This window comes from Lacisediminimonas profundi, assembly GCF_008831265.1.
GTDB lineage: Bacteria > Pseudomonadota > Gammaproteobacteria > Burkholderiales > Burkholderiaceae_D > Lacisediminimonas > Lacisediminimonas profundi.
In genome coordinates, this window is sequence record NZ_VTTH01000003.1 from 487,250 (window position 1) to 508,101 (window position 20,852).

Sequence of the window (20,852 nt, forward strand, 5' to 3'; positions counted from 1 at the left end):
AGGGGAGGCAGGCGATGGCCTGCTTTGTCTGTTGCCCTGCAGCGGTCGTGCCAAACGACTGCGGGGCAAAACATGGAAAGATCCTGGAAACCGGAAGCACGCGGCACAGCAATCCCCTGTTCACTGAAGAACATGAAAGGGCTTGTTGAGCGATGCGTAGTTTCATCGGGATCTGTTTGAATGAGTGCGCCTGATTATAGCGCCCCATCCAGCCACTTTGGGGGGGGCTCTCTGACGGGCCGTTGTCGTTGATACAGGCAAAGCGGCATTGCCATGGCAGTCCTCATGGCGTACCCCCTGAAGCGCTTCAGGGGGCTTCGAGGTCTCGAGCGGTAGCGCTCATTCGGACTCCAGGGCAATTTCAGTGGCGCCCATCCAGTAGCAGAGCAAGGGCGCCGGGATGCGCATGATCCGGGTGGGCGGGTGTTCGCCATGCGGCGCCGTCCGAGGCAGGCCCGTCATGACGCCGAAGTCATCGAGCGACTTGGTGACCACGTAGCCACGCGAGATGTGCTTCTGCTCGCACAGCTCGACCAGTCCCTTGAGCTCGCGGGCACCGGTGTGCTGGGCGCGATACTTCACTTCGAAAGGGATGACCTCGCCATTGACCTCGGCAACCAGGTCAACCTCGCGTTCCTTCTTGCCGCGCCAATAAGTGAAGCGCACGTTCTGCGCGTAGTAGCGGGCAAACAGGTGTTTGAATACGGCTGTTTCGGTGGCCACGCCGAGCGCGGTGGCATCATCCAGGATGGCCTTGCCTTTGAGCATCACCGCCGGCGCGATGGCGGCATCGGCGAGGTAGATCTTGAAACGCGCACGCAGCACGTCCTTGCCATAGCCAAATGGCGGCAAGCGGTAGATCAGGTGCGTGGCTTCGAGCAACTCGATGAAGCTCTGCGCTGTGGGCCGTTTGACTTCCAGGTTGGCGCATAGGTCGACCATGTCCAGCAGCCCACCATCGTGCATGCACAAGTACAAAAAGGTGTGCTCCAGGTCCAGAACGCGGCGCACGCCAAACAACGCAGTCATGTCGCGCTTGAGCACCTTGTCGATGATGTCTTCGCGCAGCAGCCGTTGCGCTTGGGTAATGCTGTCAACCTGCGCGGTCTGCGGGAAGCCACCACGCACCAGATATTCGTGAAAGTGGCCGACATATGCGCTGGCGGCTTCGCTCGTGCGATAGAAATCCGCCTGGGGCCAGTCGAACAGGTCGCGCAGGCTTCGCAGCTTGGGCAGAGGCGGCAGAGACAGGTTCTTGATCTGCAGGTATTCATAGAAGGAGAGCGTGGTCAGGCGGATGGTGTGCCAGCGGCCCACGCCGGATTCCTGACCTGCCTCCACCAACGGCATCGCCGACCCGGTGAAGGCGATGCGACGATCCTTGCGAAAATCGACCTGGTGCTTGACCCAGGTGCCCCAGTCGCGGATGAACTGGGCTTCGTCAAGGAACAGGTATTCGAGGCCTTCCGCCTTGGGCTCGCGCTCGCGCCACGCGTCGAGCACGGCATCGATGCCGGCCAGCTTCAGAATGGGGTGGTCAAAGGTGGCGTAGAGAATATTGGCTGCAGGCACGCCGGCGTTCAGCAGTGCCTCCATGGATTGCAGCATCAGCGTGGTCTTGCCAATCTGGCGGGCACCGGACAGCGATACCGCGCGAGGTGCCGGCGGTGCGGTCATCCATGCGTGAAGCTCCCGGAACGCCGCGCGCCGCCACTTCGGCAGGTCGGCAATGGCCTCACCTCGCCACCAGGGGTTGAACTGGGCGAGTACGGCGACAAGCTCTTCCTTGGATATCTTCATAAGTCTAATTCTAACTAAATGAATGTTTTTGTTAAAGTACAGATTAACAAAAGACGAAAAATAAGAGCTGTAGCGTCAATTTCGGGCAGTTCTCGCCACGACAGCGTGTGGACGGGGACTGCCTGTGTCCCGGACGATATGGGCTCCGCCTCGACAATCCCCTGATGTTTCCCGCGCCAGAATTAGCGCAGTGCCCTTGACCCGATGGCCATACCGAAGTTGTATGGGGGCCATTGGAATACGGTCTTTGACTTATGGTATGGCGGCACAGATACTTTCCCGCAGCCATATTCAAAACCATAAGGAGACACACATGGATCGACGGTCTTTTCTGCTTGCGGGCGCCAGCGCCATCGTCGCAGCACCAGCGTTTGCACAATCAGCGAATGACTGGCCTTCACGGCCGATTCGCATCGTCGTGCCCTTTGCCGCTGGCGGGCCTACCGACTTCATCGCCCGACTGCTGGCGACGCCGCTGAGCGCGGCGCTGGGCCAATCGGTCGTGATTGAAAACCGACCGGGCGCGAGTGGCAATATCGGTTCGCAAGCCGTGGCCGATGCTGCGCCGGATGGCTACACGCTGGTCCACAATACCGTCGGCATGCACGGCATTATTCCGCTGATGTATCCCTCACTGCGGCTGCAACCGCTGCGCGACCTGGTGCCGATCGCAACCACCGGCGCCATGGCGAACGTACTGGTCACACATCCGAGCAAACTGCAGGTGGGATCGGTGCGTGAGCTGGTCGAGAAAGGTCGTAGCCGTCCGGGTGCGCTGACCTTTGCAACCTTCGGTAATGGCACTTCCCCGCACGTGTACGCCATGCTGCTGCAAAAACTGGGCGGCTTTACCGGGCTGGCGATTCCGTATCGCGGCAGCGCACCGGCGATGACCGCAGCATTGGCCGGCGAAGTCGACTTCCTGTTCGATAATATTTCCACCTGTGCCGGACAGATCAAGGCGGGCACCTTGAAGGGCTTGGGCATCACCTCCACCGTTCGTTCAAGCCTGCTGCCGAACCTGCCGACCATGAAGGAAGCCGGCTTCCCCGGCTTCGACCTGAATTTCTGGTTCTCGCTCGAGGCGCCCGCCAAGACGCCTGCGCCGATTGTCGAGAAACTGCAGATGGCAATGGCCAAAGTGCTTGCCGATAAAAGCTATATCGAAGGCTTGCAGGCCCGTGGCGCCGAGCCGTTTGCAACCAAGCCCTCCGAGTTGATCTCGTTCGTGGCGTCGGAGACAGAGCGCTGGCAGAAGACAGCCACCAACATTGGCATCAAGGCGGACTGAGCGCATCGGCAACATGGCTCCACGCAAAGAATCAACCGCACCTTTTACGGAATAAAAAGATGGGACAAGTTACCTACGAAGTTCGCGATAACGTCGCCGAGATCATGCTCAACCAGGCCCCGGTCAATGCGCTTACCAAATCGATCATCACCGATGTGCTTGATGGCTTGAGCCGCGCTGCTGCCGACGACGAGGTCCGTGCTGTCATCCTTGGCAGCGCGGTACCCGGGGTGTTCTGTGCCGGCCTGAATCTGCAGAAAGTCATCGAAGGCACCGACGCCGAAGCTCGCGGCCTGCTGGAACTGCTTTATGTGCGCATGACAGATCTGCAGTTCGGGCTTGGCAAGCCGTCGATTGCAGCGGTCACTGGCGGCGCCCGGGCCGGTGGCATGACCATGGCGATTTCCTGCGACATGATCATCGCGGGCCGCTCATCGACATTCGGCTATCCTGAAATCGATGTCGGCATCATCCCGGCAATTCACTTCACGCATCTTCCGCGCATCATCGGCAAGCCGCGTGCATTCGACCTGCTCTTCACGGGCCGCTCTTTCGATGCCGACGAAGCGCAATCGCTGGGTCTGGTGTCACGGGTGGTCGACGACGACCAGGTGCTGGCAGAGGCACGAAAACTCGGCCAGGTGTTTGCAGCAAAGCCCGCCAGCATCATGCGCATGGGGCGCAATGCTTTCATGACGGCCAACGACAATGGCTACCGCCAAGGCGTGGCGGTTGCGGTAGAAAACCTGTGCAATGTCATGGCCACCGATGATGCGCGTGAAGGCTTCAAGGCCTACATGGGAAAAAGGCGGCCACGCTGGGCCGTGAAGCGCTCGAAATAAGCGCAGGCGAACCCGGGATTCACTGAATTCCCTGAATCCCGATTTCAGTCCTGCGCCAGCATTCGTCCTTCACGCTCGAAGCGGCTGTGCCACGACAGAGCCTCGTCGAGGATGTGCGGGGTTTGCATGCCGCCATGGCCATTGCGGGCTGCGCTTTCTGCGCGGGCCACGTAGTCGCGCAATGCCGGACGGTAGTCCGGGTGGGCGCAACGCTCGATCACCACCGTTGCGCGCTGGCGCGGTGCCAGGCCGCGCAGATCGGCCAGGCCCTGCTCGGTCACGAGTACCTGCACGTCGTGCTCGGTGTGGTCGACGTGGCTTGCCATGGGCACGATGCAGGAGATCCTGCCGTCCTTGGCCACCGACGGCGTCATGAATATCGACAAGTAGGCATTGCGCGCGAAGTCGCCGGAGCCGCCGATGCCGTTCATGATGCGGGTGCCCATCAGATGGGTGGAATTGACGTTGCCGTAGATGTCCGCTTCGATCATCCCGTTCATGGAGATGATGCCCAGGCGCCGCACCAGTTCGGGATGGTTGGATATTTCCTGCGGGCGCAGCACGATGCGCTGGCGGTAAAAGTCCAGGTTGTCGAGGAACTCCTTCATCCCCTCGACACTGAGCGACAGCGCAGTCGACGATGCCATGCTCAGCTTGCCCGACTTCAGCATCTCCAGCATGCCGTCCTGCAGCACCTCGGTGTAGCCGGTCAGGTTGTTGAACGGCCCCTGGTTCAGTCCCGAAAGCACGGCATTGGCGATATTGCCTACGCCGGACTGCAGCGGCAGCAGGTTGGCCGGCAGCCGGCCCTTCTTCACCTCGTGGCCCAGGAAATCCAGTATGTGCCCTGCGATGCGTTGCGAATTCTCGTCCGGTGGCGTGAAGGTCGTATTGCGGTCTGGCTGGCTGGTTTCCACCACTGCGACGACCTTGTCCAGGTCAACGTGCAGGTAGGGCGTGCCGATGCGGTCGCCGGGGCCGGTCATCGGGATTGGCTTGCGGTTGGGCGGCAGGTCCGTCCCGTAGTAGATGTCGTGCATGCCCTCCAGACCCAGCGGCTGCATCGAATTGACTTCGAGGATCACCTTGTCGGCCTGGTCCAGCCAGGTTTTGTTGTTGCCGACCGAGGAGGAGGGGATCAGCCTGCCATCTTCCAGGATGCCAGCCACTTCAACCACCGCCACGCTGAGCTTGCCCAGGAATCCGAACCACACGAACTGCGCCACATGGGAAAGATGGATGTCGATGTAGTCCATTTCCCCCTTGTTGATGCGATCGCGGCAGGTCGGGTCGGACTGGTAGGGCAGGCGCATTTCGATGCCGCCGACCTTTGCCAGTGCGCCATCCAGTTCGGGTGCGGTGGATGCGCCGGTCCACACGCCGATGCGGAAATGGCCACCGTCCTGGTTGGCCTTTTCGATCCGATGCGCCAGGGCCTGGGGAAGAGCCTTCGGGTGACCGGCGCCGGTGAAGCCGCTCATGCCGACATTGTCGCCGTGATGTATCAGTGCCGCCGCTGCATCGGCCGACATGATTTTTTGACGAAGTCCTGGATGGGCGATACGTGAGTTGTGAGTCATGCAATTATTCAGAGGGACGTAGTGCGGAATGCGTGGAAGGCGACGATGCATCCGGCATTGTCTCTTATTTGCGGGATCCGCTGAATACGGGAAAACCCGGCCCCCTGATCATTTGCCTTTCCGGCAAGCGCCTGCCCTTGGCCGTATGTGGGATGCCGCGCTTGAATTCCAGGCAGACTATCCCGGATCAGACATGGAGAAATGGAGAGCCACAGCGTCATGCAGTCATGGCGCCATGGCGTGGCTTGCCTAGCGCAGGTCTCCGGCCAGGCTTGCCAGCGTTTCGGGTTCGATTGCCAGGTGCGCCGGATAGTTGGTGTGGTCGCAGCCGAGCTTCACGCCCGCACCGGCCTTGACGGCTGCGCGCATGTCGGGGCTGAGTTCGAATCGCAGGAAATGCACGGCTGAGGTCTTTTCGTCATTTTCGCGGTCCAGGTCTTCGTCCGCTATGGCGTAGACGCGCGGGTACGCTTCCACCTCGACGAACATGCGGTCCTCGACCCCGATCAGGCGCGCCAGTTCGCGCTTGCGCTCGTTGACATCGGTGTATTCAATCAGCAGCGTGGCCTTCCAGTTCGACCCGTCCGGCACCAGCGGTGCATACGCTTCGATCTCGGCCTGTATGCCTTCTTCTTCGAAGATTTTCTCGATGCGCAGCATCTCCTGGATCTGGTAACGGATCGTCATCTCGCTTTCGAACTGCACGTTCAGATGCTCGCCCAGCCGGACGCTGCGCAACTTGCGGTGGGCGATGACGTCGGCCTTGTGGGCCTTGCGCCACTTGCTGTAGGCCTCCAGCGTCATCAGGTTTTCCGGGGTGATGTTGCCGGTGAATTGCATGAAATATGTCCTGTCGAGAAATTCGGGGGAAGCTCAATCGAGTCCGTATGCGGTCCGCACCAGGGTAAGAGGGTGGGCGAGGGTGGGCTCGCCCAGCTGGTTGACTTCAAAGCCTTGGGCGATATGGTGGCCGCCGAGCGGGCAGTCGGAACTGATGTAGTCGGGTTTGCTGCCGTCCTTCATGGTGGCCATGGCCTTGAATACGGGTTTGCCGATCTTCATGGCTTGCTGGTGATAGGCTTTCTTGACGCCGAAGGTGCCGGCGTGTCCCGAGCAACGCTCGATCGTGTTGATCGTGGTGTCCGGAATCATCTTCAGCATTTCTTCAGTCTTCTTGCCGATGTTCTGCACCCGGCCGTGGCAAGGGATGTGGTAGCTGACGTTGCCCAGCTTGCGCGGAAACTCGGTCTTGATCAGGCCGTCGCGCTTGCGCGCCATCAGGTACTCGAACGGGTCCCACATGGCTTCTTTCACCAGCTGGGTGTCGGCATCGTCCGGGAACATCAGCGGCAATTCCTGCTTGAACATCAGGGTGCAACTGGGCACCGCGCTCAGGATCGCGTAACCCTCCCGGGCGTACTTCACCAGCACCGGGATATTGGCCTCCTTGGAGGCCTGCACGGACTTCAGGTCGCCGAGTTCAAGCTTGGGCATGCCGCAGCACTTTTCCTTCTCGACCAGTTCGTAGGGAATTTCGTTGTGGTCCAGGATCTTGAGCAGGTCGTGGCCGATGCCGGGCTCGTTGTAGTTGACGAAGCAGGTGGCGAAGATTGCAACCTTGCCCGGCGTGCGCTCGCCGTTCCGGATTTCGGTTGCGCGGGCATCGGGCGCGCTGGAACGGAACTTCCGGGTCGCCATGCCGGGCAGCCAGGCGTCGCGGTCCACGCCCATTACCGTCTCCATCAGGCCGCGCGCGACTTTGGTATTGGTGATCGCGTTGACCACCTGTACCACCACCGGGATGCCGGCAAACGAACCATGCACGTCGGTCGATGCCAGCAGCTTTTCGGAAGTCTTGACCTCACCCTTGTTGAACTTGATCGCCTTGGCCCGCAGCATGGTGTGCGGGAAGTCCAGGTTCCACTCGTGCGGCGGGGTGTACGGACACTTGGTCATGTAGCACAGGTCGCACATGTAGCACTGGTCCACGACCTTCCAGTAGTCTTCTTTCTTGACCCCGTCGACTTCCATCGTCGGGCTTTCGTCGACCAGGTCGAACAGCGTGGGGAACGATCCGCACAGGCTCACGCAACGACGGCAACCATGACAGATGTCGAAGATGCGCTCCATCTCGTGGAGGCACTTTTCCTCGTCATTGAAGTCGGCGCTCAGCCAGTCCAGCGGATGGCGGGTGGGCGCTTCCAGGTTGCCTTCTCGTGCCATCGTGTCTCCTCTGTCCTTGTTCTTGTCACTGCCTTGCCGTGCCGGCTTGAAGATTGCCCGGCCATGGAATCATCAGCAAGGGGCGCTGGCACTTGCACTTGCCAACGCCCTATGCTGATTGCTCTGGCTACAGAGCAGCCGGATCAGTCCACCAGTTCGGCCAGCGCCTTGGCGTAGCGATTGGCGTGCGAGCGCTCGGCCTTGGCCAGGGTCTCGAACCAGTCGGCGATTTCGTCAAAGCCTTCCTCGCGAGCGGTCTTGGCCATGCCGGGGTACATGTCGGTGTACTCGTGCGTCTCGCCGGCGACGGCGGACGCCAGGTTATCGCGGGTGGCGCCGATAGGCATGCCGGTCGCCGGATCGCCCGATTGCTCCAGGAATTCCAGGTGGCCGTGGGCGTGGCCAGTCTCGCCCTCGGCGGTCGAACGGAACAGTGCAGCAACGTCGTTCTGGCCTTCGATGTCCGCCTTGTTCGCGAAATAAAGGTAGCGGCGATTAGCTTGTGATTCCCCTGCAAACGCTTCTTTCAGGCAGTTCTCGGTCCTGGAACCTTTGAGTTGAGCCATATTGGTCTCCGGTTGATGTTTGGGAATTGCCGCCGGGCCAGCGATTCGGATCGCCATCCTGACTGACTGTTGTACGTTATTCATGCCGGGCCCGATCGTCCAATTTATCTCCTCTATCGCGCTCATTGCTTATAGCTATGTGCCTCACAAGTTCGATTGGCCAAAGCTGGAAAGCTGGCAAGAAGCGGGTATCCCGGATGAGCATGCAAGTGTCGGCAAAATGAGAGAATGGCGCCACCGTTTATTGATGTTTCGCCATCTTCAATGAAATCAAAGGGAGGCCGTATGAGCAAGCCCGAACCCTGGATACGAGAATCCGGGACAGGACCTGGAATCGTTTGCCTGCATTCGAACGCCAGTCACTCCGGGCAATGGCGGGCACTGATGTCCCGGCTTTCCGACCGTTACCATGTCCTGGCGCCGGATTCATACGGATCGGGCCAGAGTCCCGAATGGCCTTCAGACACGATCATCACCCTGGCCGACGAAGTCGCGCTTCTGGAGCCGGTTCTCGGGAAAGCAGGCTCTCCCTTTATCCTGGTCGGTCATTCCTATGGCGCGGCGATCGCGCTGCGGGCTGCCCTGACTTACCCGGATAGGGTGCGTGCATTGGTGCTCTATGAGCCGACGCTGTTTTCGCTGATCGACGCCGAAGGGCGCTCTCCGAATGAGGCAGACGGCATCCGTGACACAGTCGCCTCAGCAGCAGCGGCGCTGGAAGCGGGCGACCGGGATCGCGCAGCGAAAGCCTTTATCGATTATTGGATGGGCGAGGGCAGTTGGGACAACACCCGCGCCGACAGGAAACCTGCGATCGCTGACTCGGTGCTCAATGTGCGCCGTTGGGCGCATGCACTGTTGACCGAGCCCACGCCACTGTCTGCATTCTGCAATCTGCGTGTTCCGGTGCTGTTGATGACTGGCGGGCGATCGACCCGGTCAGCTCACGGCGTTGCCAGGCGCTTGCTCACGGTGCTGCCGCTGGCAGAGCATCGCGAATTTCCGGAACTGGGCCACATGGCGCCGATCACGCATCCGGAACCGGTCAACCAGGCGATCGAAGAGTTTGTCTTGCGGATGTCCTGATCCGGTCATCGGGCTTGGCAGGGCAGTATGGCGGTATGGCGGTATGGAGGTATGGGTGGAACAGCCTGGTCCCTATGCCCCGGCATCCCACAGCGCAGCCATCCGCTCGCCTACCCGTCGCCCGTGGCTCAGCCCCACTTCATGCAGGGTCAGTTGCGGGCGCAGGCGGCGCGCCGCCGCCAGCGCAGCGCCGGCGTCGGCCAGGCGTCCTTGACGGTCCAGCGCCGCAGCCTGCAGCACGCGCGGCAGATGAAACCTGGGGTCGCGCCGGCTTGATGTGTTTGCCTCGGCCAGGGCTTCGTCGACACGGTCTGCCTTGAGCAGGAACAGTCCCAGTGCCCAGCCCCAGAAACCAAGCCGCCGGTCGCGTGGGCTGATCAGCATGCCGAAACGCATTTTTGCCATGCCTTGCTCGAATTTTCCCGTCATGGCCCATGCAGCACCCAGTGCCACATGGGCCTGGGCATTGCTGGGGTCAATTTCCAGCGCTTGTTCCAGTATTTCAACGCCCCGGTCTTTCTGACCAAGGTCGCACAGTGCACAACCGGCATAGCCCAGCACCTCGGAGCTGCCGTCATCCAGTTCAATTGCACGCTCGGCAGCGCCCAGCGCGTCGTTGACCAGGCCGGGAGAGTCAGGCACCAGTCCGATATTGCGGGCCAGCGCGGTCAGCAAGGCGTAGTGGGCATGCCCCAGGCCAAATCCCGGATCCAGGGCCAGGCTCTGCTCCAGCCGGGAGCGCGCCTCGGCCAATGCCTGCGCTCCCCACCCCTGCATGGCGATCGCACCGACAGCCTGATGGTAGTGGGACCATGCATCCAGGTTTTCCGGACGCTGGCGGCGTATGTGGGCAATTTCTGCGCGGGTCAGTTCGGGTTCAAGTTCGGAGATGATGCCGCGCGCGATGCTCTCCTGCAGATCGCCCGCGTGGTCATGGTCGCGGTCAAAGCGGCCGCTCCACAAGACCCGGCCGCTCGCTGCTTCGGTCAGCTGTGTCGAGACCCGCAGCACATCGCCCGTGGGGCGCACGCTGCCCTCGACCACGAAGCGAACGCCGAGCTGCCGGGCGACATCAGGCAGGCTGGCATGCTGTCCGCGAAAAGCAAATGAGGACGCATGGGAAATCAGGAAAAAGCCCGGCACCCGCGCCAGCAGCGCGATCACGTCTTCGGCCAGGCCCTTGGCCAGCAAGCTGACACGCGGGTCCTCGGACAGCACATTGAAAGGCAGCACGGCGATCATCGGCTTGTCCGGCACGGCCGCAGGGGATTGATGCCCATCGCTGTGCGCGGCGCGGCCGGCTTGGTCGACATGTACTGCGTCGATTGAAAAACGATAGCCCCGCCCGGAGACCGTGGTGATTGCCTTGGACCCCAACAATTTGCGCAGGGCGGATACCTGCACCGACAGGTTGTTTTCCTCGACCACCAGGCCAGGCCAGACGGTTTCAAGTACCTCGCTCTTCGAGACCGTCCGGTCGCGATTGGCCAGCAGGCACAGGAGCAGGTCGAAAGCCCGGGCGCCCAGGGTCGCCGGAACACCATCAACCAGTAACAGGCGCTCTGCCGGCCTGACTTCAAAGCGATCGAAGCGGTAGTGGTTTTGCAAGGACTTTCCTTGAAAGACGGGTTTCAGGAACCTTTAGCAAGCTTTAGCAAATTCTTCAGGATTTTAAAGGACGCAAAGGGTTCCCGAGGAACACAGTACAGACACCTGCCCCAGCCCGCATTGCTTTTTAGCACAGGGGCATTGGAGACCCGGAACGCCGCACCCCGCTCCCCGCAGGCAGCACCCATTAACCCGGAGGATTACCATGACATCCAGCGTCAACCAAGCCCAATCACCCTTGCGCATCCAGTACAAGGAGAGCCCGCGACTGGCCATGATCACTGACCATGCGCGTACTTGCGGAATCGACCCGTCAGACCCGTTCCACTCGCGGGTGGAACCGATGGATGGTTGCGGGGTTTTCGTGCCGATCGGTGTGCATCGTGCCCTTGGCGGCCTGCATGATGCGCCGACTCCCGGTGACCTGCTGTGCGCCGCGCTGGCGGCGTGCCAGGATTCGTCGATCAGGATGCTGGCCAACCTGATGGGGATCGAATTGATCTCCCTGGTGGTGACTGTCAAGGGGGATGTTGATGTGCGTGGGGCGCTTGCCATCCAGAAGGACGTGCCGGTGGGCTTCCAATCCATCACCTCCCATGTCGATCTCAAGGCCGGGGAGGGGACGCCGCCGGAACTGCTGGAGAAACTGCGCATGGGGGCGGAACGATGCTGCGTTGTGCTGCAAACGCTGCGCCTGCCGCCTCCTGTTCAAATCACGTTTCGAACCTGATACGTTTCGACTTTGATGCGTTTTTAAACTGACCCTCGCCGCAATTCCTCGCTCAACGGTCCTGGGCGATCCCGGCGCTTGCTTCAGGATCGCCCCGCTCGCGCAACAAGCGCAGCCCGTTTGCCACCACCAGCAAGCTGGTCCCCATGTCGGCAAACACTGCCATCCACATGGTGGCCTGGCCGGCAAGCGCCAGCACCAGGAACGCCAGCTTGATGCCAAGCGCCAGTGCGATGTTCTGCTTCAGCACGGTGCCGGTGGCGCGCGACAGGCGGATGAAAGTAGCGATCTTGCGCAGGTCGTCATCCATCAGCGCCACATCGGCGGTCTCGATGGCGGTGTCGGTGCCGGCCGCGGCCATTGCGAAGCCAATGTCGGCCCGGGCCAGCGCCGGGGCGTCGTTGATGCCATCGCCAACCATGCCGACCCGGCCATCCGGGTGTTCGGCCTGCAGCGTGCCGATTATCTCGAGCTTGTCTTCGGGCAGCAGCTTGCCCCTGGCCTGATCGATGCCGACCTGGCTGGCAATGACCTCGGCGGTGTGAATGTTGTCCCCGGACAGCATCACGGTCTTGACGCCGAGCGCGTGCAGCTCGGCAATCGCCTGGCGGCTGCTGTCGCGCACCGTGTCCGCGACCGCGAAGATGGCGAGCACGGCGCTCTGGTTGGCCAGCATGACGACACTCTTGCCCTGGTGTTCCAGCGGCAGCAGCCTGGACTCGATGTCGTCCGAACACAGGCCCAGCTCTTCAATCAGCCGATGGTTTCCCAGCCGATATGCGTGACCGTCAATGCTGCCGCGTACCCCGCGGCCGGGAAGGGCGGCGAAATCGTCGACCTCGCGCAGCACCATACCGGCGTCGCTGGCAACACGGGCGACTGCCATTGACACCGGGTGGTCCGAGCGGGCGGCGAGGCTGGCTGCCAGCAAGCGGATTTGCTGTGCGTCGACGACTTCGGCGCCAGCGAGTGCCACGAAGTCGGTTTGCACCGGCTTGCCGCGGGTGATGGTGCCGGTCTTGTCGAGTGCCAGTACTGCGAGCTTGCGGCCCTCTTCAAGGAATACCCCGCCTTTGACCAGGATGCCTTTGCGGGCGGCTGCGGCCAGGCCGCTGACGATGGTGACCGGCGTCGAGATCACCAGCGCGCACGGGCAGGCAATCACCAGCAGCACCAGTGCCTTGTAGACCCAGTCGAGCCCGGGCTGCCCCATGAACAGTGGCGGCACCACCGCCACCAGCAGCGCAAGCGCGAACACGGCCGGTGTGTAGATGCGGGCAAAACGATCAACAAAGCGCTGGGTCGGCGCGCGGCTGCCCTGCGCCGATTCAACCGCATGGATGATGCGCGCCAGCGTCGAATCACTGGCGGCGGCCGTCACCCGGTACTCGAGTGAACCGGACTGGTTGATGGTGCCTGCGAACAGGCTGTCGCCTTCGGCCTTGTCCACCGGCAAGCTCTCGCCTGTAATGGGAGCCTGGTTCACGCTGGAGCGGCCACTGGTGACGACACCATCCAGTGCAATCCGCTCGCCGGGCCGCAGGCGCACTACGGCCCCCAGCGGCACCGCGCTGGCCGGCATTGGCAGCCAGCCATCGGCCTGCTGGACGGTCGCGGTTTGCGGGGCCAGGTCCATCAGGCCGCGAATGGCGTTGCGGGCGCGGTCGAGCGCGCGCGCCTCGATTACCTCGGCCAGCACGAACAGGAACATCACCATGGCCGCTTCCGGCCAGCTGCCGATCAGTATCGCGCCGGTCACGGCAATCGACATCAGCGCGGTCATGTTCAGGTTGCCATTCCTGAGCGCGATCCAGCCCTTCTTGTAAGTCCCCAGGCCGCAGCTGCCGATCGAAAACAGGGCCAGCAGCATCACGCCCCAGTGATCGATGCCGTTGCTGCTGCCGCTACCACTACCGCCAAGCAAGTCGATCGCTTCCGCCAGCAGCGCCGTCACGCCAGCAAAGGCAAGCGGCCACCAATTGGTCTTGACGGCGCGGTCGGCCGGATCGGAATTTTCAATCGGCTGCGCCCGCATGCCGATCGAAGCGAGGGCCGCTTCGACGCCAGCCAGCGAATCCAGCCGATGGCTGACCGTCAGGATCCGCTGCACCAGGTTGAAGTCCAGTCCGGTGATGCCCTCGACCTTGCCGAGCTTGCCGCGGATCAGCGACTCCTCGGTCGGGCAGTCCATGTTCTCGATGCGGTACAAGGCCTTGCGCCCGCCTGCCGAAGATGGGGTGCCGGATGAAACCTGCTCTGCCGGTGCTGCGCACCCGCAGCCATTGCTGCTGCAATTGCTCATGCCTGTCCCTGACTTTTGCGCTTGATTGTGCGCTTGATTGTGCGCCTGACGCTATTGAACAACCTGTAGCCAGTACAGGGTCAAGCGCATAAAATAAAAATGCCCCGAGCACTCAAAGGAGTCACCGGCATGAAAATTGGCGAACTGGCAGACCTCACCGGCACCCAGGTCGAAACCATCCGCTATTACGAGCGCGAGGGCTTGCTGCCGGCACCGGCGCGCTCCGAAGGCAACTTCCGCATCTACGCCGACGAGCATGCGCAGCGGCTCTCGTTCATCCGTCATTGCCGCTCGCTGGACATGACGCTGGATGAGATCCGGCAATTGCTGCGATTCAAGGACTCGCCCGATGAAGACTGCGGCGACGTCAACCGGCTGCTGGACGCCCACATCGGCCATGTCGCCGACCGCATCCGCGAGCTGCGCGGGCTGGAAAAGCAGCTCAAGGCCCTGCGCCAGCGGTGCCACAGCGAACAGGACGCCGCGCACTGCGGCATCCTGAACGCGCTGTCGCGGCCAATGAATGAAGACCCGGGACAGGGTCCGGCGCAGGTGGGGCGGCATGTGGGTGGGGCGCGCTAGCCGGGCGGCCGGCCGCAAGACTGGTGGCCCTCGCCGGCATTCGGCATTCGGTATTTCTGCCGAAACCCGTCTACCCCTAGGGCATGAAATTCCCGCCGTTGACATCGATCACCGCGCCGGTCGAGTAACTGGCATCGGCCGAGACCAGGAAGGCGACCGTTCCCGCCACTTCCTCGGGCTTGCCCATCCTGCCGACGGGAATCAGTTCGGCGAGCCGGGCGTTGACTGCGGGATCCACTGCCGCTGTCATTTCCGACTCGACGCGGCCCGGTGCGACGCAATTGACCGTGATGCCGTAGCTCGCCACCTCCCCGGCCAGCGCACGCGCCAGGCCGGTCATGCCCGACTTGCTCGCCTGATAGTGCGCGCCTGGCACCGGTGTGCGCGTTCGCGCCGCCTGGCTGGTGATCATCACGATCCTGCCCCAGCCATTCGCCACCATCGGCGGCAGGCAGGCCTTGGTCATCATGAAGGTGCCGGTCATGTTCACCTCCAGCACGCGCCGCCATTCGTCGACCGGCATGTCGATGACCAGGCGCTTCTTGCCCTCATGCTTGGGCGAGATGCCGGCGTTGTTGACCAGGATTGCGACCTTGGGCCACCAGTCTCCCAGCGCCTCGGGCAGGGCGAGCAGCGCGGCTTCGTCGGTAATGTCGATCTCCAGGCTGCGTACCTCATGCCCGGACTGCTGCAGTGCGCTGGCCGCCTGCGCGACGCCAGGGTCGCGATCCAGCAGCACCGTCCTGTAACCGTCGTTCGCCAGCCGGCTGGCGATGGTCAGGCCGATTCCGCGCGCTGCGCCAGTTACCAGGGCCACCTTGTCGTTCGAATGCATGCTTGCTCCCATCAATGCCGGACCGGACGTCGCGGCGTGTGTGTTTTAATACCCGACCAGTAAAACATCAGGTCACTCGTCAATTACATGGAACTGCGCCATCTGCGATATTTCCTGACCGTCGCTGAAACACTGCATTTCGGTCAGGCCGCAAACCGGCTGGGCATTGCCCAACCGCCGCTGTCGCGGCAGATCCAGGACCTGGAGTCCGAAATCGGCACGCCGCTGTTCTATCGCAATCCGCGGGGCGTGGAGCTGACCGATGCCGGCGCCATTTTCGCGCAGCGGGCGATGCAGATACTGGCCGCATCCGACGACGCCATCACCGAGGCCCGTGATGTCGGTGCGGGCAGGGGCGGGCGCCTGGTGATCGGATTTGTCCATTCGCTGGCGTACTCGCTGCTGCCGCAAATACTGCCCGGATTCAGGGAGCGTCACCCCGGCATAGCGGTCTCGCTGCGGGAAATAACGGTCAACGAAAAAGAGCGCGCGATATTGAACGGGGATATCGACATCGGCATCTTCCGGCCGCCCCCCCGTCATCCTGATATCGCCAACGCGCAAGTCAATGAAGAAGGATTCGTGCTGGCCTTGCCAACCGGGCATCCGCTGGCGCGCAAGCGGCGTGTTCCGGTCAGTTCGCTGATTGGCGAAAACCTGATTCTCTTTCCGGCCTTGCGGGGCGATGTGGGACTGAGCGGGACGATCGCGTCTTTCCTGAAGCAGCATGGCGTGCCCTTGAAAAAGGGCGAGGAAGTCGGCACGATTCATGCGGCACTCGGCCTGGTGCTGGCAGGCGTGGGCATCACCATCGTCCCCGAAAGCACGACCATGGTCAGTGTCGCCGGCATCACGTTTCGCCCCTTCGTGGAAGCCACCACGCGGGTGGCGTCATGCGTCTGCTGGCGCGCACAGGATGAAAGCCGCCTGGTGCATGCCTTTCGCCAGTACGTGCACCAGGCATGCGTCGCCCTGGATGCCAGGGGCCGTCAGGACGGATCCGATCTCGCCTGACGGCCCCGTGCAGTTCAGGGTCCCTTGATGTTGGCGGCCTTGACCACCTTCGACCATTTGGCGATGTCGGATTTCACCAGTGCCGCGAACTCGGCGGGGGTGTTGCTGGTCGGTTCAGCGCCGAGGTCCAGCAGTTTCTTTGCGACTTCCGGCGAGCGCACTGCCTCGGCTACCTCGCGGTGAAGCATCTCAACGATATGCGCTGGTGTCTTGGCCGGGGCAAACAGGCCGAACCAGGTGACCACCTGGAAGTCGGGATAGCCCGACTCGCTGATGGTCGGCACGTTCGGTTCGCTGCTGACCCGCTTGGGGCTGGTGACCGCAAGCGCCCGCAGTGAACCATTCCTCGCATAGCCGATCGCCGAGGGCATGTTGTCGAGCATGACGTGCACGCCGTTGCCGCCGATCAGGTCGGTCAGTGCCGGACCGCTGCCTTTGTAGGGCACATGGACCATCTGCAAGCCGGCGGCGATGTTGAACAGCTCGGCCGTCATGTGCGGCGTATTACCCGTTCCCGACGATGCAAAGAACACCTGTCCCGGACGAGCCTTCGCCCATGCCACGAACTCCTGCACGTTTTTTGCCGGTACCTTGGGGTTGACGACCATCAGGTTAGGCAGCGTCGCAACCAGCGAAATCGGCTGGAAGTCGCGCACTGTATCGAACGGCATGTTCGGGTAGATGGAGGGGGTGACCGTCATGTTTCCCGCGGTTCCCATCTGCAGCGTATAACCGTCCGGCGCCGCCTTGGCGACCGCCTCCGCGCCGATGTTGCCGCCCGCTCCGGCGCGGTTTTCAACGATGACGGTTTGTCCCATAGTGGTCGTCAGGCGATTGGCGAGCACGCGCGCGATGATGTCTGTCGTGCCGCCCGGCGCATAGCCGACGATGATCTTGATCTGCTTGGTGGGATAAGCCTGCGCCAGGCAAACAGCCGGCAAGGCCATTGCCACCGCCATGGAAATAATGAGCCGGCGTGTGGCCGTTTTGATCGAATGCATTGTCAAGTCTCCTCTGGTTTTTTTATGGTAAAGCTTGGCTTGGTACTGGCTTGGTACTGGCTTGGTACAGGCTTGGTACAGGCTTAGTACTGGCTCTGACTGATGCTCGCTCCGCCGCAAACGAACAAGGTCTGGCCGGTGGTGAAACTGGCTCCGGCAGACAGGAAATAGCCGACAGCGCCGGCAATTTCTTCCGGCGTACCCATGCGGGCCATCGGTATTGCAGCAAGCATCGCCTGGGTGCGCGGCAGGTGTGGCGGATTGTTGTGCGCAAACATCTCCGTGGCGACCGGACCCGGGGCCACGCAGTTCACCGTGATCCCTTGTGCAGCCAGTTCCAGCGCCCATGAGCGGGTCAATCCGACCAAGCCAGCCTTGGCAGCAGAATACATGCTGCCGCCCATCCTGCCCAGCAAGGATCGGCTGGAGATGTTGACGATGCGGCCGAAACCGGCAGCCCGCATCGCGGGCAGCACCGCCTGGGTGGCATCGATGGTGACACCGAGGTTGAGGTTGAGCACCTCATCGTAGGCATCAGCCGTGATTTCCCCGAGCGGCTGCATGCGGTTGAAGCCGGCGTTGTTGACCAGCCTAAGCACCGGGTAGCTTGCCATGGCCTGCGCCAGCACTTGCTTGCGGGCGGCATGGTCAGCCAGGTCGGCCAGCAGCAGCGGTGCGGGAAAGCCGGGATCGGCGCGGCGGGCAATGCCGACCACGTTTTCTCCCTGCGCCAGCAATTTTTCGGTGATGGCCCGGCCGATGCCCTTGGTGGCACCGGTGACCAGGGTGAAACTTGTCGCCGGCATCATCGTGGCGCGGTGCCGGCGACCGTGGTGCGATGCATCTCGCGCCGCTTGCCCTGGTAGTCGTTGCAGGCGTAGTGCATGGCGCTGCGGTTATCCCAGAAAGCCAGCGAGCCTTTTTGCCAGCGGAAGCGGCAGGTGAACTCGGGACGGGACGTATGCTGGTAGAGCTGGTTCAGGATAGGCAGGCTTTCCTCACGGCTCATGCCTTCTATCGCCCAAGTGAAGGGGAAGTTCACATACAGGCACTTACGGCCGGTTTCTTCATGGGTGCGCACGATCGGGTGCAGGGCCAGGCGCTCGCTCGGCTGCGCGTCTGCCTTGAGTTTGCTGGAGCGTCCGGCATTCCTTTCGGCCACGCGCGAGGTCAGGTAGCGGTCAGAGTGGTAGGCGTTGCGGCCGTCGAGCATTTGCTTCATCGGCTCTGGCAGCGTGTCCCAGGCCAGGTACATGTTGGAGAACAGGGTGTCGCCGCCGAACTCCGGGACTTCGCGTGCATAAAGAAGCGAACCGAGAGGCGGGATTTCCATGTACGACATGTCCGAGTGCCAGGTATCGCCGATGTTGTATTTGTCGTTCGCTTCCTTGATGACCGGCATGATGTCGGGATAGCCCGGGACATGGTCATACACCGGATTGACGACGATGTCGCCGAACAGCTTGGTGAAGGAGCGGTGCTGTTCAGGCGTGATGTCCTGGTCGCGGAAAAATATGACGTTATAGTCAAGCAGGGCCTGCCGTATATTCCTGACGGTCCCTTCCGACAGCGGCTGCGAGATATCGGCGCCGAAAATTTCGGCTCCGCAGGATCCGGTCAGGGGTTTGATTTGAAGGCTTGCATCGGCTGGCATCGGGGGTCTCCTCTATATGGCTTTTGGCTGAGTGCGTCGGAGCATAGTCGAGCTGCTTGTTGCTCGTCCAATATCAAATTTGGCTGGCGCTGATACCTTGAAGGTATTCCCGGTTCGCCACGGCCTTTGATCTGCATCAATCTTGCGGAAAGATTGATGGGAAGAATGACAGGAAGAATCACATCCGGGGCCACCAGTTGGCGCGTCTGTGTGCACACACCACCGAGGGAGTTGCGATTGAAGCGAAACAGCGGCCTGACGATAGTGCAGTTGATGCTGATCCTGTTTGTGGCCGGCCTTGCCGGCAAGTTTCTCGTCGACTACATAATTGAAAAGCGATGTGCGGGTGAGTATTCGGCTTCAGCGACTTGCGCGAAATAGCCGGCGCATGCCACGAATGCTCCCTCCCCTTGAAAGGGAGGGAGCCATAAAGTCGATCGACCATTACCGCAAATCGAGAAGTGGGCAATGATCACCCTCTGTCCGGGTGAAACCACCCATAGCGATCCGGATTACTTCGGATAACCCACCGACTGCGCCAGCACGATATGCTGATACGGCTTGAGCCCGAGCGCCTTCGCCAGCGCTGGCTTGTCGATGTAGGCGCGCACCATCACCGCCAATCCCTCCGAGGCCCCGAACAGGTAGACGTTCTGGCTGATATGCCCGGCGTCGGCCGCCGAATAGAAAGCCTTGTCGGCCTCGCTGTCGCGGGTGAATTTTCGGTAGTCGGACACATACACCAGGCTCACTGGTGCGTCTTTCACAAACGGCTGCATGCCGGTCAGGCCGCGCAGATCGCCGGCCCGCACCAGCTCCAGCGCATTGCCCCTGGCGTCGTACAGATAGGCGCCATCGGGCAGGACGACATAGACGTCTATTTCCTGTACGTCGTGCGCTGAAGGTGCGGTGCGGCCTCCCGATGCGGGACGATTGACGCCGAATGCGGCCCATAGCAGGTTCGATAGAGTCTGTGGCGGCAATGGATCGCCTTTGAAATCGCGCGCGGTGCGGCGCTCCTTCAGTACCTGCATCAGCGGTTTGCCGCCTGTGGTCTGCGGCTCCGGCAGGCGTATCGATTTGGGTGCCGCCAGGGCACCCCCGGCGAGCGCAAGCGCGAGGGGCAGCATTAGCACCAGCGCCAGCAGGGCGGGGCGGCCTGGCAAGCTGCTGGCGGTTGGCGTCAACATGGCTCGGATCAGCGAATCACCAGCACCGGGAGCCTGGTACCGGCCAACACGCGCTGGGTCACGCTACCCAGCCAGATTTTGCCCAGTCCGCGGCGCCCGTGGGATGCAATGAAAATCGCATCGCAAGCGCGGCGGGTCGCGGTGTCAATGATTTCAGCGGAGGGGTCGACCGCCTGGGCCGTGATCGCTTCGCAGGCGACGCCAGCTTTCGCCGCGGCATCTGCCACCTGCTGCGCGCTGTTGCGGGCGGCCTGGAGCAGGGCCTCGTCATATTCCTCGGGATTGGGAAGGACGACTCCCTCGGCGAGGGCGATATAGGGAAAGGACTCGGCCACCGACAGGGTGATCAGCCTGGCGCCGGACTCGCGCGCAAATTCGATTGCGGTTTGCGCTGCCTTGAAAGCGAGCTCCGAGCCGTCGGTCGGTACGAGGATGGTCTTGAACATGGCACAGCCCTCCTTGGTTGCGATGCGCTGCGTGGCACTCGTGGCGCTCGCGGCGCTCGCGGCACCATTCCTGCATGCAAAGTTTATCGGGCGCAGGTCCTG

At 62.0% G+C, this 20,852-nt stretch carries 19 protein-coding genes; 6 read left to right on the top strand and 13 right to left on the bottom strand.

Features of this window, described 5'->3' with window-relative positions:
* Window positions 1-339 precede the first annotated feature (339 nt).
* Window positions 340-1,800, bottom strand: coding sequence for an ATP-binding protein (locus FVE66_RS11950; protein ID WP_151447641.1), 1,461 nt, complete (start codon window positions 1,798-1,800; stop codon window positions 340-342).
* Between the two features lie 313 nt (window positions 1,801-2,113).
* Between FVE66_RS11950 and FVE66_RS11955 the strand changes: the two genes are divergently transcribed.
* Together FVE66_RS11955 and FVE66_RS11960 are read left to right on the top strand one after the other, a co-directional pair.
* A complete protein-coding gene (locus tag FVE66_RS11955) occupies window positions 2,114-3,091 on the top strand; it encodes a Bug family tripartite tricarboxylate transporter substrate binding protein (protein WP_151447642.1) in 978 nt (325 codons plus the stop codon).
* A 59-nt stretch (window positions 3,092-3,150) separates the two neighbouring features.
* Entirely contained in the window at window positions 3,151-3,933 is a 783-nt protein-coding gene (locus tag FVE66_RS11960) for an enoyl-CoA hydratase/isomerase family protein (RefSeq protein WP_151447643.1), read from the top strand.
* Window positions 3,934-3,977: 44 nt separating this feature from the next.
* Here FVE66_RS11960 and FVE66_RS11965 read toward each other — a convergent pair whose 3' ends face one another.
* The 4 genes from FVE66_RS11965 to FVE66_RS11980 form a co-directional block, all read right to left on the bottom strand.
* Window positions 3,978-5,513, bottom strand: coding sequence for an acetyl-CoA hydrolase/transferase family protein (locus FVE66_RS11965; protein ID WP_151447644.1), 1,536 nt, complete (start codon window positions 5,511-5,513; stop codon window positions 3,978-3,980).
* Between the two features lie 249 nt (window positions 5,514-5,762).
* The gene (locus tag FVE66_RS11970) at window positions 5,763-6,353 is read right to left on the bottom strand and encodes a DUF3501 family protein (protein WP_151447645.1); all 591 of its coding nucleotides are present in this window, start codon (window positions 6,351-6,353) and stop codon (window positions 5,763-5,765) included.
* Between the two features lie 33 nt (window positions 6,354-6,386).
* A complete protein-coding gene (locus FVE66_RS11975; RefSeq protein WP_151447646.1) occupies window positions 6,387-7,736 on the bottom strand; it encodes a (Fe-S)-binding protein in 1,350 nt (449 codons plus the stop codon).
* Window positions 7,737-7,879: 143 nt separating this feature from the next.
* Window positions 7,880-8,302, bottom strand: coding sequence for a rubrerythrin family protein (locus tag FVE66_RS11980; RefSeq protein ID WP_151447647.1), 423 nt, complete (start codon window positions 8,300-8,302; stop codon window positions 7,880-7,882).
* A 285-nt stretch (window positions 8,303-8,587) separates the two neighbouring features.
* Between FVE66_RS11980 and FVE66_RS11985 the strand changes: the two genes are divergently transcribed.
* On the top strand, window positions 8,588-9,388 hold the full coding sequence (locus tag FVE66_RS11985; protein ID WP_151447648.1) for an alpha/beta fold hydrolase: 801 nt from the start codon (window positions 8,588-8,590) through the stop codon (window positions 9,386-9,388).
* Between the two features lie 72 nt (window positions 9,389-9,460).
* Here the strand turns inward: FVE66_RS11985 and FVE66_RS11990 are convergent, their stop codons facing one another.
* The gene (locus FVE66_RS11990) at window positions 9,461-10,996 is read right to left on the bottom strand and encodes a winged helix-turn-helix domain-containing tetratricopeptide repeat protein (RefSeq protein WP_161993261.1); all 1,536 of its coding nucleotides are present in this window, start codon (window positions 10,994-10,996) and stop codon (window positions 9,461-9,463) included.
* 205 nt (window positions 10,997-11,201) lie between these two features.
* Between FVE66_RS11990 and FVE66_RS11995 the strand changes: the two genes are divergently transcribed.
* Window positions 11,202-11,726: an OsmC family protein gene (locus FVE66_RS11995; protein ID WP_151447650.1), complete on the top strand. Its 525-nt coding sequence runs from the start codon at window positions 11,202-11,204 to the stop codon at window positions 11,724-11,726.
* A gap of 52 nt (window positions 11,727-11,778) precedes the next feature.
* Here FVE66_RS11995 and FVE66_RS12000 read toward each other — a convergent pair whose 3' ends face one another.
* Entirely contained in the window at window positions 11,779-14,028 is a 2,250-nt protein-coding gene (locus tag FVE66_RS12000; protein WP_151447651.1) for a heavy metal translocating P-type ATPase, read from the bottom strand.
* A 129-nt stretch (window positions 14,029-14,157) separates the two neighbouring features.
* Here FVE66_RS12000 and cadR point away from each other — a divergent pair, with 129 nt between their 5' ends.
* Window positions 14,158-14,610 (top strand): Cd(II)/Pb(II)-responsive transcriptional regulator, encoded by a 453-nt coding sequence (gene cadR, locus FVE66_RS12005; protein ID WP_151447652.1) that lies wholly within the window; start codon window positions 14,158-14,160, stop codon window positions 14,608-14,610.
* A 76-nt stretch (window positions 14,611-14,686) separates the two neighbouring features.
* On the opposite strand, the gene FVE66_RS12010 is transcribed toward cadR, so the two are convergent.
* Window positions 14,687-15,445, bottom strand: coding sequence for an SDR family oxidoreductase (locus FVE66_RS12010; RefSeq protein ID WP_151447653.1), 759 nt, complete (start codon window positions 15,443-15,445; stop codon window positions 14,687-14,689).
* An 87-nt stretch (window positions 15,446-15,532) separates the two neighbouring features.
* Between FVE66_RS12010 and FVE66_RS12015 the strand changes: the two genes are divergently transcribed.
* Window positions 15,533-16,459, top strand: a complete 927-nt coding sequence (locus FVE66_RS12015; RefSeq protein WP_151447654.1) for a LysR substrate-binding domain-containing protein — start codon at window positions 15,533-15,535, stop codon at window positions 16,457-16,459.
* Between the two features lie 14 nt (window positions 16,460-16,473).
* On the opposite strand, the gene FVE66_RS12020 is transcribed toward FVE66_RS12015, so the two are convergent.
* From FVE66_RS12020 to FVE66_RS12040, 5 genes are all read right to left on the bottom strand, one after another.
* Entirely contained in the window at window positions 16,474-17,460 is a 987-nt protein-coding gene (locus tag FVE66_RS12020; RefSeq protein ID WP_151447655.1) for a Bug family tripartite tricarboxylate transporter substrate binding protein, read from the bottom strand.
* A gap of 83 nt (window positions 17,461-17,543) precedes the next feature.
* On the bottom strand, window positions 17,544-18,269 hold the full coding sequence (locus tag FVE66_RS12025) for an SDR family oxidoreductase (protein ID WP_421829652.1): 726 nt from the start codon (window positions 18,267-18,269) through the stop codon (window positions 17,544-17,546).
* Window positions 18,266-19,114 (bottom strand): TauD/TfdA dioxygenase family protein, encoded by an 849-nt coding sequence (locus FVE66_RS12030; RefSeq protein ID WP_151447656.1) that lies wholly within the window; start codon window positions 19,112-19,114, stop codon window positions 18,266-18,268. Before FVE66_RS12030 ends, FVE66_RS12025 begins: the two co-directional genes overlap by 4 nt.
* A gap of 512 nt (window positions 19,115-19,626) precedes the next feature.
* The gene (locus tag FVE66_RS12035) at window positions 19,627-20,304 is read right to left on the bottom strand and encodes a SagB/ThcOx family dehydrogenase (RefSeq protein WP_241673184.1); all 678 of its coding nucleotides are present in this window, start codon (window positions 20,302-20,304) and stop codon (window positions 19,627-19,629) included.
* Between the two features lie 8 nt (window positions 20,305-20,312).
* A complete protein-coding gene (locus tag FVE66_RS12040; protein WP_151447657.1) occupies window positions 20,313-20,750 on the bottom strand; it encodes a universal stress protein in 438 nt (145 codons plus the stop codon).
* Between the last annotated feature and the right edge of the window lie 102 nt (window positions 20,751-20,852).

Bases quoted from the DNA above. Each gene is read 5' to 3' on its own strand.
- FVE66_RS11950 (WP_151447641.1), bottom strand. From the start codon at position 1,800: ATGAAGATATCCAAGGAAGAGCTTGTCGCCGTACTCGCCCAGTTCAAC.
- FVE66_RS11955 (WP_151447642.1), top strand. From the start codon at position 2,114: ATGGATCGACGGTCTTTTCTGCTTGCGGGCGCCAGCGCCATCGTCGCA.
- FVE66_RS11960 (WP_151447643.1), top strand. From the start codon at position 3,151: ATGGGACAAGTTACCTACGAAGTTCGCGATAACGTCGCCGAGATCATG.
- FVE66_RS11965 (WP_151447644.1), bottom strand. From the start codon at position 5,513: ATGACTCACAACTCACGTATCGCCCATCCAGGACTTCGTCAAAAAATC.
- FVE66_RS11970 (WP_151447645.1), bottom strand. From the start codon at position 6,353: ATGCAATTCACCGGCAACATCACCCCGGAAAACCTGATGACGCTGGAG.
- FVE66_RS11975 (WP_151447646.1), bottom strand. From the start codon at position 7,736: ATGGCACGAGAAGGCAACCTGGAAGCGCCCACCCGCCATCCGCTGGAC.
- FVE66_RS11980 (WP_151447647.1), bottom strand. From the start codon at position 8,302: ATGGCTCAACTCAAAGGTTCCAGGACCGAGAACTGCCTGAAAGAAGCG.
- FVE66_RS11985 (WP_151447648.1), top strand. From the start codon at position 8,588: ATGAGCAAGCCCGAACCCTGGATACGAGAATCCGGGACAGGACCTGGA.
- FVE66_RS11995 (WP_151447650.1), top strand. From the start codon at position 11,202: ATGACATCCAGCGTCAACCAAGCCCAATCACCCTTGCGCATCCAGTAC.
- FVE66_RS12000 (WP_151447651.1), bottom strand. From the start codon at position 14,028: ATGAGCAATTGCAGCAGCAATGGCTGCGGGTGCGCAGCACCGGCAGAG.
- cadR (WP_151447652.1), top strand. From the start codon at position 14,158: ATGAAAATTGGCGAACTGGCAGACCTCACCGGCACCCAGGTCGAAACC.
- FVE66_RS12010 (WP_151447653.1), bottom strand. From the start codon at position 15,445: ATGCATTCGAACGACAAGGTGGCCCTGGTAACTGGCGCAGCGCGCGGA.
- FVE66_RS12015 (WP_151447654.1), top strand. From the start codon at position 15,533: ATGGAACTGCGCCATCTGCGATATTTCCTGACCGTCGCTGAAACACTG.
- FVE66_RS12020 (WP_151447655.1), bottom strand. From the start codon at position 17,460: ATGCATTCGATCAAAACGGCCACACGCCGGCTCATTATTTCCATGGCG.
- FVE66_RS12025 (WP_421829652.1), bottom strand. From the start codon at position 18,269: ATGATGCCGGCGACAAGTTTCACCCTGGTCACCGGTGCCACCAAGGGC.
- FVE66_RS12030 (WP_151447656.1), bottom strand. From the start codon at position 19,114: ATGCCAGCCGATGCAAGCCTTCAAATCAAACCCCTGACCGGATCCTGC.
- FVE66_RS12035 (WP_241673184.1), bottom strand. From the start codon at position 20,304: ATGTTGACGCCAACCGCCAGCAGCTTGCCAGGCCGCCCCGCCCTGCTG.
- FVE66_RS12040 (WP_151447657.1), bottom strand. From the start codon at position 20,750: ATGTTCAAGACCATCCTCGTACCGACCGACGGCTCGGAGCTCGCTTTC.